We start from the raw sequence: 12,051 nt of genomic DNA, 5'->3' as shown, positions 1-12,051 counted from the left end.
TCACATCAAAAAATAAAGAGAGGTGGGACTAGCAGTTATGTCTCAATCCGTAACATTGCAACGTGGACAGGCGGTTGATTTTTACGGCCGTCTGGAGGAGGAAGTGAGAGAACACCAAAGCGGCGCAGCCTTGCTGTTTCTGTACTGCGAAGGCCAGCCCGGAACGGAGTCCTGCGTTCAGCAATTCGTGGATCAGCTGCCGGGCGTGGAAACGGAGGTGCTTCGGGACGAGAGCACGGGCGTGCTTGCCGTCGTTATGCCGGGATTCACGCTCGATGCGGCCCACTATCAGGCGCTGCTGCTGAAGCAGCACTTGCAAAGCCGGCTTCAGCAGGCGGATCCGCGGATTACGCTGGCGGCCATACAGGAGGCGCCGTCGATGCAGACGATGAAGCAGATGGCTGAGACCGCGCGTCTCAGCATATCCTCCGACATTCATATATTCACGGAAGAGGATACAGGCGGCGCTCAAAGCCGCATCCTGATCGTGGATCAGGACAAAGCGGTTAGGGAATTTCTCCAAATTCGGCTTACGATGCAGGGTTATGAAACGCTGGAGGCCGTGGACGGTCTGGAAGCGTTGGAGCTCATCCCGAAATGGGAGCCGGATCTGGTGCTGACCGAGCTGAACCTGTATGGGATTGACGGCCTTCCGTTCATTCATCATATCCAGCAGCTTGATATGAAACATCCGCCCAAAATCGTTGTGCTGACGGAGAAGCGCGTCGAGCAAACGATTAGTCAATGCTTCCAGAGCGGGGTGGATGATTATGTGACGAAGCCATTCTCGCCGGTGGAGCTGGATGCCCGCATCCGGCGCTGCCTTCACTAAAGCGGGTGGACTTCAACGGTTCACTCACCGCAGGCGAAATGTTCATGGGAGCGGGAAATCGAGCTTTTTAGGCTGCAAGCTGCATCATTGCCGTGCCTCCCATAAGAAAGAGAGACCTACTGTATTTTTTTTGAGATCCTTCTAAATGAAGGATTTCAGGCAGACCGAACAGACTATACATCCGATGGAGGTTGAATGCTTGTGAACGAAGAATACGAAACTTTATTGAACGCCATTGAGAATAAAAAGGCGGTATTAGGTGTTGTGGGACTGGGCTATGTGGGACTGCCGCTGGCTGTAGAAATGGTCAAGCAGGGTTTCACGGTTGTCGGGATCGATCTTGATCCGAACAAGATTGACCGGATTTACCGCGGCGATTCGTATATTACCGACATTTCGTCAGAGGAGCTAGCCGCATGCATGGAGACCGGACGCTTCAAGCCGACGACCGACTACAGCATGATCGCGGTGATCGACGCAGTCAGCATCTGCGTACCGACTCCGCTCAGCGAAAACCAGGACCCGGATACGTCTTATATTACGATGGTGGTCGATCAAATCAAGCGATTCATGAAACCTAATCTGCTCATTACGCTGGAGAGCACAACCTATCCGGGAACGACGGAGGAGCTGATCCAGCATGAGATCGAGAAGCTCGGGTTCAAGGTCGGCAAGGACTTTTACCTGTGCTTCTCGCCGGAGCGGGTGGATCCCTCCAACAGCAAGTTCAATACGCGGAATACCCCGAAGGTGATCGGCGGCACGACCGAAGCTTGCCTTAAGCTGGGCGTTGCGCTTTACCGTCAGTATGTCGAGACGGTGGTTCCGGTCAGCAACCCGAAAGTAGCCGAAATGTCGAAGCTGCTGGAGAATACGTTCCGCAGCGTGAACATTGCCTTCGTGAATGAGATGGCGATGATGTGCGACCGGATGGGGATCGATGTCTGGGAAGTCATCAATGCCGCCGCTACGAAGCCGTTCGGATTCATGCCGTTCTACCCGGGACCGGGCATCGGCGGACACTGCATTCCGCTAGATCCGATGTATCTGTCCTGGAAGGCGAAGGGCTTCCGCTTCTACAGCAAATTCATCGAGCTGGCCCAATCGACCAACGACAATATGCCTTACTACGTCATCAACAAGACGGCAACGATACTGAACGAATATGCGAAATCGGTCAAGCGCTCCAACATTTTGCTGCTGGGCATGGCCTATAAACCGGATATCAGCGACCTGCGGGAGTCACCGGGGCTTGAGGTATATGAGCTGTTCAAGGAAAACGGGGCCAAGGTGGAGTACTACGATCCGTACGCCAGCAGCTTTGTCGACAAGAACGGGGTGACGGTCCGCAGCGTGGAATACGATCTGGCCAGATTCCGCAGCTACGATTGCATCGTGCTGATCACGAATCATAGCAAGCTGGACTACGGCACCATTGCATCCCTTGGTGTTCCGATTCTGGATACGCGAAATGCGTTTAAGGATTACGCGCGTCCGCATATCTATAAAATCGGCCATTCCGTCCAGCATGTGACCGAGCCGGACGAAGCGGTTCTGATCTAAAGACATCGAAAGGAGAGGAATGAGGTTGAACCACGCAAAAGCAAAGTACGGCATCCTTGCGGTCCTCATCGGTCTTTTGCTGCTGATCCTCTTTCTTCCCCATTCCGAGAAGGTGAATCAGAACAAGGCGACCTGGCTGTGGGATGCAAGTCTGATTCGGAACGAGACGGAGGAAATTGTCGCGTTCAGCGTGAATCACGGAATAACGACGATCTTCCTGCAGATCCAGCAGGATGTGCAGGAGGAGGAGTATCGCCGCTTTATATCGGCGGCATCGCGTCAGGGCATCCAGGTTCACGCGCTGGACGGCCACCCGGAGTGGGCTTACGAAAACGGCCGCGAAGAAGGGCTTAAGCTGTTGTCTTGGCTTGAGGCCTACAACCAAGCAGCCTCGCCGGAGGAGCGGTTTCAGGGTGTGCAGCTGGATGTGGAGCCTTACGTGCTGAAGCGTTGGGATCGCGAGCAGGCGCAGGTGGTGAAGGAGTGGAGCGCCAACCTGGAAGCCTGGGTGCAGGAGGCCGAGCGCATCGCCCTTCCCCTTAGCGCGGCGGTTCCTTTCTGGCTGGATTCCGTACCGGGGCCGGAAGGCAATCAAGCGGGCTCTTTCAGCCGCTGGATGATCGAGCGTACGGATTCGATCGCAATCATGGCTTACCGTGACAGCGGCGAGCAGATGTACGAGCTGTCCAAGGAGGAGCTGGAGCAGGCGGATGAGCTTGGCAAATCGGTTTGGATCGGGATGGAGCTTGCCAATACGGATGAAGGAGAGCATCTCACCTTCTATGCCAAGAGCCGGGGAGAAATGGAGGACGAAGCGAAACGGGCCGCCTCGCTCGGAAGCGAGCATCCGTCATTTGCCGGCATCGCGGTCCATCATTATCAGGCTTGGGTGCACAAGAACATGGCGATGGCTGAGGATGAGCAGTAGAGAGGCAACTATCCGGACATTCATCCCTTGCTCCGATCCGTGAATAATAGGCTTTGATTCTCGACGATAAAAGATTTGCATCAATGAACCGGAAGCGGTATGTTAATGATTGAGACTTCGTGTTTCGCAAAGACACCTTCGACGTCTTCATAGACGGGCGAAGGTGTTTTTTTGTTTCTAATTTTTTTGTTTCTATATTATTTGTTCTCTATAACCAGCTGCGGATACCGTCAAAATCGATGCGCTACGAAAAAAATCCTGGGGGATTTGAGTCGCTGCCAAAATTTTTCGAAAAAAATTTTTTTGAACGGATAAAGTGGGTGGAGACGCGGATTACGGGCCGATAGCGGCTTTCCTTCGACCTATGGCGTCCTTCTGCATATTCCGACTTATTCAGATTTTATTTAGAGTGCCTCTATATACTGATCAATGGCATGCGGCTGGATCGATCAACTATCGCTCGCAAAAGAACAGGTGAAGCGGGATTTTCATGTCGAGTTTCTTTGAAAATGAAAGTAATTGATGAAAAAAATTGAGAAAAGCTGTCGCAATTAGAAAAAATAATCTATATTCTAATTAGGAAATTAGAAGGGAGACTAAGGTCCCGCAATGAATAGAAGGAGTATAAATATGAATGGAATATCTACAAAATCACGGGCCGTGTTACGCAGTATCCTGATCGTCGTCGTTCTGTCGCTGCTGCCTGCGTGCAGCCTCTTCGGAGGATCTGCTGCAACCAAGGAGGAGCCCGGCCCGGTGGAGCCTGCAGCCAAGGTCGAACGGTTCACCGGCGAGAAAAGCCGGGAGATCGATTTCGTGTATACGGCGCGAAAAGAGCTGTCCTTGACCTTTAACGGCATGGGGGACAAACAGACGATGCAGGCACTGCTGAACGAGCTCGACACATACAATATCAAGGCGACCTTTTTTCTTCCCGGGATGAGAGTCGCGGAGGAGCCTGATATCGCGAAGGAGATTTTGGCCAGAGGACATGAGATCGAGAACAATACGCTCAACGCGCTCGACATGAGCAAGCTCGATTATGACGGGGTGTATAAGGAGATTCATCTGGCGAACGATGTGATCCAGCGCGAAACGGGCGTTCAGCCGAAGTATATTCGGACCCGTTCCGGCGACTACCCTGAGGATGTCCCGCTGGCGGCCGCGCATCTGGGGATGAAGGCCGTCGTAAGCTACAACATTAATCCGAAGGATCGCAACATGCAAGGTGCTAAAGAGCTTGGCGAGTATATCGCAAGGTATATGTCCAGGGGCGGAATTATTTCGCTGAACACGGACATCAATCCGGAAGTGGTCGGTTCCGTGAAGTATATTGCCGAGGCTGCCGGCGACATCGGGTATTCGCTTGTAACACTGGACGAGCTGGTGAACAACGGCGGCGTACGGAAGCCACTTGAGCAAATTCCGGGCTACGACGCGGCCAAGATCAATCCTGATTATAAAAATTCGAAGTACGAGCTGGTCTACAAAGCTGATACGAATCGCAAAGAGGTGGCGCTGACGTTTGACGACTTTGGCAGCGACAAAACGGTGACCAAGATTCTGGACATCCTGGAGGAGCATGATGTCAAGGCAACCTTCTTCCTCCGGGCCAAGGGCGTCGAGTCCAACCCGAACCTGGCCCGGGCCATGGTGGAGGGCGGACATGATGTAGCCAACCATTCCTACAGCCATCCTGTTGTAACTACCCTTACTCCAGAGGAACTGCAAGAGGATGTCGTCAAAGCTCACCAAGTCATCACGGAAGCCATTCAGGAGCAGCCTGTCATGCTGTTCCGGCCGCCGACGGGCGTCGTTGACGATATCCGCGCCAAGGCGCTGGCGGCAACCGGATACCCGGTCATCGCCATGTACGATGTCACGACGCTGGATTGGGACGTGAGCAACAGCGCGGACGACATCGTACACGGAGTCATGACGAAGACGGAGCCGGGAAGCGTCATCCTGCTCCATATGCTCGATGATATCCATACGATCGAAGCACTGCCAAGGGTGCTCGAAGGGCTCAAGGAGAAGGGCTATACGTTCGTGAAGATGGCGGACATGATCCAGGAATAACAATTTGCAAAATGGGGATGGAGTATAATGGAAATTTATCAGAAGATTGCGGACCGTGTTGATAAATTGGCGGTGGTGGGGCTCGGATACGTCGGGCTGCCGCTGGCCGTGGCCTTTGCCAAGAAGGTCGACGTTATCGGCTTCGACCTGAATTCGGAGAAGGTCATGCAGTACCGAAACGGCATCGACGCGACCGGGGAACTGGAGCTTGAGCTGGCTGGATGCACGGCGGAGTTTACAGCCGATCCGGATAAACTGAAGGAGGCCCGCTGTTTCATCGTGGCGGTCCCGACACCGGTCAAGAGCGGGAACGTGCCCGATCTGAAATTCGTGCGCGATGCGAGCCGTTTGATCGGCCGCGTGCTGGCACCGGGATCGATCGTTGTGTATGAATCGACCGTCTATCCGGGGGTCACCGAGGACGTGTGCATCCCGATCCTGGAAGAGGAGTCGGGGCTTGCCTTCGGAACGGATTTCAAGGTCGGCTACTCTCCGGAGCGCATCAATCCGGGGGATCGGGTGCATCGGCTGGAGAATATCGTAAAGATCGTGTCGGGCAGCGACCCGGAAGCGCTGGAGACGGTAGCCCGGCTCTACGAGCTGATTATCGAGGCAGGCGTGCACCGGGCCGAGAGCATCAAAGTCGCTGAGGCGGCCAAGGTGATCGAGAATGCCCAGCGGGACATCAACATCGCCTTCATGAACGAGCTGTCGATGCTGTTCAACGAGATGGATATCGATACGAACGCCGTACTGCGGGCAGCCGGGACAAAGTGGAATTTCCTGCCGTTCCGGCCCGGGCTGGTCGGCGGACACTGTATCGGAATCGATCCGTACTACCTGACTTACAAAGCAGAGGATACCGGGTATCATTCAAAGATTATTTTGGCCGGAAGGCATATTAACGACGGCATGGGCAAATACATCGCGCAGCAGGTTATCAAGCTGGCCGTTCAGAAAGGGCTGGACATTAGCCACGCCAAGGTGGCTGTGCTGGGGCTTACCTTTAAAGAGGATTGCCGCGATATCCGCAACTCCAAGGTGATCGATATTATCCGGGAGCTGCAGGACTACGGCGTGCAGCCGCTGGTGGTCGACCCTTGCGCCGATGGCAAGCAAGCCTATAAGGAATACGGGATCGAGCTGACCGCCCTGGAAGAGCTGCATGATATTCAGGTTGCGATCGTAGCGGTTGCGCACAGCGAGTTCAAGCAGCTTGGAATTACGGAGTACACCGGGATGTTCGGCTCCGGCCAAGCAAACATCATGATTGATGTAAAGGGCATTTATCCGAGAAGTTTATTCGAGAATAACGGCTTCCATTACTGGAGCCTGTGACGATGGATGGGAGAGCTCAATGTTGAAATTTAGAAAAAAAGACAAGAGGATCAAGGAGGTTCTGACGGAACCCCGAGCCGACCGCCGTACCCTGTCCTACGTGCCCGATCCTGAACAGATCCGGATAACCGCCGACCGAAGAGGCAAGCATGCGATGAAGAACGGGAACGAGGGAGCCGATCCGGATTACCTGAACCAGCTGCGAACCCTCAGCCTGCGCTATGTCGCCGAGTTCGATGTGTGGATTTTTCCTGGCGGACAGGGGCGAAAAGCAGCCATTCAAGGGACCTCTTCAGACATATCGGCCACAGGCATGCTGTTGAAGCTGCCTGCAGCTAATCCTGCCGTTAAAGTCGGGGACAAAGTGCGGGCGAAATTCCGAATTCCACCCGGCGCCATGCCCGAAGGGTTTGAATCGGGCGTCCATATCGACGCTACCGTCGTCCGTACCTTCGTAGACACGACTGGCGGGGGCCAAGTCCACATGCTGGCTATCGAATTCGATAAGCCGCTGACGGAATACATGAAGCGCAAGCGCTGGGGCTACTCCGTATACTCAGCCAGCGCGCTGCTGCTGGGAGCCGTGCTCTTCATCATGCTCATGCGGGCGGAGAGCATCATCTATTTCAAATATAATATGGTCCTGTATTTGTACAGCTTGATCGCCGCGCTGTTTCTTCTGACCCGGTATCTGTTCGGCGCGCTTTACCGGGATGTGCCGATCAATCCGGAATATACGCCGGGCGTGTCGATCATCATCCCATGCTTTAACGAGGCGGAATGGATCAAGCGTACGATCCTCAGCTGCATGAATCAGGATTATCCGGTCGATAAGCTGGAGGTCATTGTCGTTGACGACCGGTCGACGGACCAGTCTGTGGAGCAAATCGAGGAGATGATTCAGCTCATCCATAACGAAGCGGAGCGGTACTCGACCCGGGACAGGCTCACGTACACGGTTCTGCCTGAAAATGCTGGTAAGCGGGTCGCGCTGGTGAAGGGCGTGGAGATGGCCAAGCATGATCTGGTCGTGTTCGTCGATTCGGACAGTTTCCTTGACCCGTCGGCGATTCGCCATCTCGTGCAGCCGTTTCAGGATCCGAAGATGGGCGGCGTTGCCGGCCGGACCGACGTCGAGAACAAGTATACGAATGCCATTACCAAGCTGCAAACGGTTCGTTATTATATCGCGTTTCGGATCATGAAGGCAGCGGAGTCGTGGTTTGACAGCGTAACCTGCCTGTCCGGACCGCTGTCCTGTTACCGGAAAGAGCTGATCCTCCAGCATGCGGACGCGTGGCTTAACCAGAAGTTTCTGGGGCGTCCGGCTACGTTCGGGGATGACCGGAGCATGACGAACTTCATTTTGAAGACGCATCGTACGACCTACCAGGATTCGGCGATTTGCTCGACGATCGTGCCTTCCCGGACAAAGGTGTTCCTGAAGCAGCAAATGCGCTGGAAGCGCTCCTGGCTGCGGGAATCGCTGCGGGCCGGAGGATTCATTTGGCGCAAAGAGCCGTTTATGGCCCTGTTCTTTTATATCGGCTTGATCGTGCCGATCGCCGCGCCGGTCGTCGTTGTATATAACCTGATGTATGTTCCGATTGTTCACGGGATTTTCCCGGGGACCTTCCTGATGGGACTCCTGATGATGGCCCTGCTTATGAGCCTCGCGCATCTGCTGCTCCGGAAGAGCAGGCTGTGGGTGTTCGGCTTCGTGTTCTGCTTGTTCTATGAGTTCGTGCTGTTATGGCAAATGCCGGTCGCCTGGTTCACGTTCTGGAAATCGACCTGGGGCACGCGGGAAACGCCGCAGGACGTCGAGGCGAAGCTGAAGAAGGAAGCGCGCAGGCGCAAAGGCAAAAAATTCGGACTGCCGCAGTAAAGGCAGCTGCCGATGTTGAAATGAGGATGGCGCAAAAATGAGTAAGAAGCGTAACCCTGCCCTCAACGTTAAGAGGAAAAATCGCAGGAAAGTCATAAAGGTCATCGGCCAAATCATACTCCTGGCGGTGGCGGCCGTCGTTTTGGTCAACGCGGTCTTCGACCTTCAAACCTACCAGGAGCCGGATAAGTCAAAATGGCGCCAGGACAAAGGCTTCATCGCCTTGTCCTACTTCGGAGTCGGCCGCAGCGGAACGTCCAAGCTGGTGTCGCAAGACCAGCTGGACGCCCAGCTCAAGGCGCTGCACGATCAAGGCTACGAGACGATCTCGCAGCAAGACGTGATCGATTATTACGAGAAAGGCGCGCCGCTGCCGGATAAAGCACTGTTCCTGTCGTTTGAAGACGGACGGAACGATTCCGCGTTGTTCGCGCAGCCGATTTTGGAGAAATACAATTTCAAAGCAACCTTCTTGTCCTATGCGGACAAAATGGGCAACAGCGAACGAAAATTCCTGCAGCCGAAGGACATGCTGAAAATGACCCGGACCGGCTATTGGGAGCTTGGGACGAACGGTTACCGCCTGAGCTATATTAATATTTTCGATGAGGACGGCCACTACATGGGCGTCAAGGACGAAAAGGATTTGACCGACAAATCGAACGTGGAGTATTACAACCATTATTTGATGGATTTTATCCGCGACGAGAATATGATTCCGCTCGAGAACCGCGTGGAGATGGAAGCGCGGATCGGCGCCGATTATGCGGCGATGCGCGACGTGTACAGCAGCAAGCTCGGTTACGTGCCGGGCGTCTATATGATCATGCATGCGAATGCCCTTGGCGAAGGGATGAATGCGCTGGTGGACAAGGCGAATACAGAGCAGATCCGCCAAACGTTCACCATGAATTTCAGCCGCGAGGGGACGGCGATGAACGACAAGCAGGGCGATCTGTACAACTTGACGCGTGTCCAGCCGGCGCCTTACTGGTCCACCAACCATCTGATCATGAAGCTGCGCAAGGATTCGGGGCAGGATATGACGTTCGTGACAGGCGACGAAAAAGAGGCAGCCCGCTGGGCATTGGAGAGCGGAGCGGCCGAATTTGACGGCAGCCGCATCACCGTAACCTCTCCTCCATCCGCGGAGGGACGCATTCGGCTTAGCCAGGATCCCGGCGCTGATACGACCGTAACGGCCAACCTGCTCGGCAACGTGGTCGGGCGGCAATCGATCTATGTTCGTTTGGACGAGCAGGAAGAATCGTTCCTGCGGCTTGTTCTGGAAAATAACGTGCTGCGGATAGAACAAAAAGCACCGGGCCAAGAGCCGGAAGAGCTGTTCGAGCAGACGCTGCCAGACGTGAAATGGGGCGAAGAGGACTTAAGGTTCGATAAAGCATCCGTATACACGAAGGAGCAGACTTTATCAGGGGATCGGGACGATGATGAAGAATATCCGATCAATATTCTCGGCAACAGGAAGCTTGAGATGACGGCACTGGGCGATACGCTAAAGGTTAGTATTGACGGCCAGGTTATCCTTGACAATCAGACGGTGGACAGCGCAATCCGTGGAGGAGGTGTGGCTCTGGGATCGATGTATCATGAGCAGAACAAAAAGGATGACATTTATGACGGGATCTTCGAGAACGTAACGGTAACTGCCATGGACGCGGATGGCGGCAAGGACGTACGGTATACGAACAAGCCTTCAGGCCTGGAAGGCGTCGTTTGGCGCGTTCGCCGGGCATTCGATACGGCTGTGAATTGGGCAATCGAAACTTTCTAAATGGATCGAGCCGTTGAAATCTTCTTAAGTGAGATCCAGGAGGTAGTGACACCCCAGGTGAAGTTTAGGCGGTCAACACACTCTAGATGGAGAGACCAGGTGGTCGGGACATCCTAGGTAAGATCATAGATGGACGAGACACTCTAGATGAGAGATCCAGATGGACAAGACATCCTGTGTGAGACCGGTCGAGGCTTCTTGAGTAAGACCCGGTCTGTTAAGGCACTCAGGTGAGTTTAGATGACCCAGAACATCCTAGATGAGCTCCAGATGGATGGAACATGATCAGAAGGTGGCGGTAATTATGAGCCTCAACAAAAAATGGATCTGGGCGGCGGCCGTCACTGTTCTCGCTGCTGCGTTTTTTCTGTGGCGCGAATGGAGAAGCGGAGCGGATGAACCGCCGCCACAGCCGTCGTCCGGGATTCGCCTGTCCGCGTGGATTGCGGATTGGCAGTGGAAGCCCGGGGTGCTAGATCTGGAGCAGCTTGGCGGGAGCGTCAAGGAGCTTAGCATGTTCGCGGCTTATTTTAATCACCGGGATGAGCTTCATTTTACGGAACAGTACGGGGAGGCGCTGCCTGAAGTCCGAGAGGCTGCGGCAGCAGCCGGCGTGGAGCGCATGCTGCTGACCATCGTCAATGATCGGTTTGGCGAGGATGGAACGGCGATTCAGAAGGACCCGGACCTGGTGTCAAGGCTCGTAGCTACGGACACGGCACGGGAGGCGCATATCAATCAGATCGTCGAGACGGCGAAGGAATCCGGATTCGGCGGGGTAGAGATCGACTACGAGAAGGTTCATAAGCGTGATCTTGGCAAGCTGACTTTGTTCTATGGCGAGCTGTACGAGCGCCTTCAGGCAGAAGGATTGAGCCTTCGCATCGTGATCGAGCCCGGCATGAAGACGGAAGGATTGGATTTTCCGGAGGGGCCATCTTATGTCATGATGGCCTATAATCTGTACGGCGGCCACAGCGGGCCGGGACCGAAGGCCGACCACCGGATGATCCGGAATTTAGCCGACAAGCTGCGCCGGTTTCCCGGAAACACCTCCTTGGCGCTGTCGGTGGGAGGATTCGATTGGCCGGATGGCGGCAAGGTCGTCTCGCTGACCGAGAAACGGGCAGCCGAGCTGGCGGCCTCAAGCTCCGCCGCTCCGCAAAGGGATGCCGATAGCGGCGCTTTGCACTTCGAGTATACGGACGATGCAGGTGTCCGTCATACCGTGTGGTATGCGGACGGGACCACGCTTGCAGGCTGGATGGCAACGGCGATGAGCGCCGGCATTTCGGACATCGCTATATGGCGTCTGGGCGAGCTCGAGCCCGATACGCTGAAGCGGTTGAGGGAGGAGGCGGGCAGTTGATCAGCTTGAAGGAGCATCGAAAGGCGTGAACAAGTCCCTCTTAAGGACTTGTTGAGCCAAAGTAGCAGGCAAAAGGCCGAGCAAGTCCTTTTTGAGGACTTGTGGAGCCAAAGTAGCAGGTAAACGTCAGAACAAGTCCTTTTTTGCAGCTAGAATAAAAAGTAGACACCCCTTAGTGATAAAACGATAATGAAACAAAGCAGACGAGAGGGTGTCAAAAAAAATGAGTGGCAATAGACAACATTACAACGAGACATTT

At 54.5% G+C, this 12,051-nt stretch carries 8 protein-coding genes; all 8 read left to right on the top strand.

Annotation, left to right across the window (positions count from 1 at the left end):
* Positions 1–37: 37 nt before the first annotated feature.
* The 8 genes from J2Z18_RS29625 (at position 38) to J2Z18_RS29590 (ending at position 11,792) form a co-directional block, all read left to right on the top strand.
* On the top strand, positions 38–832 hold the full coding sequence (locus tag J2Z18_RS29625; protein WP_007133102.1) for a response regulator transcription factor: 795 nt from the start codon (positions 38–40) through the stop codon (positions 830–832).
* Positions 833–1,033: 201 nt separating this feature from the next.
* Positions 1,034–2,395 carry a nucleotide sugar dehydrogenase gene (locus J2Z18_RS29620; RefSeq protein WP_040740382.1) on the top strand — a complete coding sequence of 454 codons (1,362 nt, stop codon included), beginning with the start codon at positions 1,034–1,036 and terminating at the stop codon, positions 2,393–2,395.
* Positions 2,396–2,414: 19 nt separating this feature from the next.
* The gene (locus tag J2Z18_RS29615) at positions 2,415–3,323 is read left to right on the top strand and encodes a hypothetical protein (protein WP_034275207.1); all 909 of its coding nucleotides are present in this window, start codon (positions 2,415–2,417) and stop codon (positions 3,321–3,323) included.
* A gap of 630 nt (positions 3,324–3,953) precedes the next feature.
* Positions 3,954–5,402, top strand: coding sequence for a polysaccharide deacetylase family protein (locus J2Z18_RS29610; protein WP_210095749.1), 1,449 nt, complete (start codon positions 3,954–3,956; stop codon positions 5,400–5,402).
* 27 nt (positions 5,403–5,429) lie between these two features.
* On the top strand, positions 5,430–6,740 hold the full coding sequence (locus tag J2Z18_RS29605) for a nucleotide sugar dehydrogenase (RefSeq protein ID WP_210095748.1): 1,311 nt from the start codon (positions 5,430–5,432) through the stop codon (positions 6,738–6,740).
* 19 nt (positions 6,741–6,759) lie between these two features.
* Positions 6,760–8,628 (top strand): glycosyltransferase, encoded by a 1,869-nt coding sequence (locus J2Z18_RS29600; protein ID WP_007133097.1) that lies wholly within the window; start codon positions 6,760–6,762, stop codon positions 8,626–8,628.
* Positions 8,629–8,665: 37 nt separating this feature from the next.
* Positions 8,666–10,423, top strand: coding sequence for a polysaccharide deacetylase family protein (locus J2Z18_RS29595; protein WP_210095747.1), 1,758 nt, complete (start codon positions 8,666–8,668; stop codon positions 10,421–10,423).
* A 304-nt stretch (positions 10,424–10,727) separates the two neighbouring features.
* A complete protein-coding gene (locus tag J2Z18_RS29590; protein WP_007133095.1) occupies positions 10,728–11,792 on the top strand; it encodes a glycoside hydrolase family 18 protein in 1,065 nt (354 codons plus the stop codon).
* Positions 11,793–12,051 lie beyond the last annotated feature (259 nt).

This window comes from Paenibacillus lactis, from assembly GCF_017873605.1.
Taxonomy (GTDB): domain Bacteria; phylum Bacillota; class Bacilli; order Paenibacillales; family Paenibacillaceae; genus Paenibacillus_AQ; species Paenibacillus_AQ lactis.
Note: the sequence above shows the minus strand (reverse complement) of the source record. Positions and strands in the feature narration are given on the sequence as shown.

Excerpts from the sequence above, each read along its gene's own strand:
- J2Z18_RS29625 (WP_007133102.1), top strand. The coding sequence starts at position 38 with ATGTCTCAATCCGTAACATTGCAACGTGGACAGGCGGTTGATTTTTAC.
- J2Z18_RS29615 (WP_034275207.1), top strand. The coding sequence starts at position 2,415 with ATGAGGTTGAACCACGCAAAAGCAAAGTACGGCATCCTTGCGGTCCTC.
- J2Z18_RS29610 (WP_210095749.1), top strand. The coding sequence starts at position 3,954 with ATGAATGGAATATCTACAAAATCACGGGCCGTGTTACGCAGTATCCTG.
- J2Z18_RS29605 (WP_210095748.1), top strand. The coding sequence starts at position 5,430 with ATGGAAATTTATCAGAAGATTGCGGACCGTGTTGATAAATTGGCGGTG.
- J2Z18_RS29600 (WP_007133097.1), top strand. The coding sequence starts at position 6,760 with ATGTTGAAATTTAGAAAAAAAGACAAGAGGATCAAGGAGGTTCTGACG.
- J2Z18_RS29595 (WP_210095747.1), top strand. The coding sequence starts at position 8,666 with ATGAGTAAGAAGCGTAACCCTGCCCTCAACGTTAAGAGGAAAAATCGC.
- J2Z18_RS29590 (WP_007133095.1), top strand. The coding sequence starts at position 10,728 with ATGAGCCTCAACAAAAAATGGATCTGGGCGGCGGCCGTCACTGTTCTC.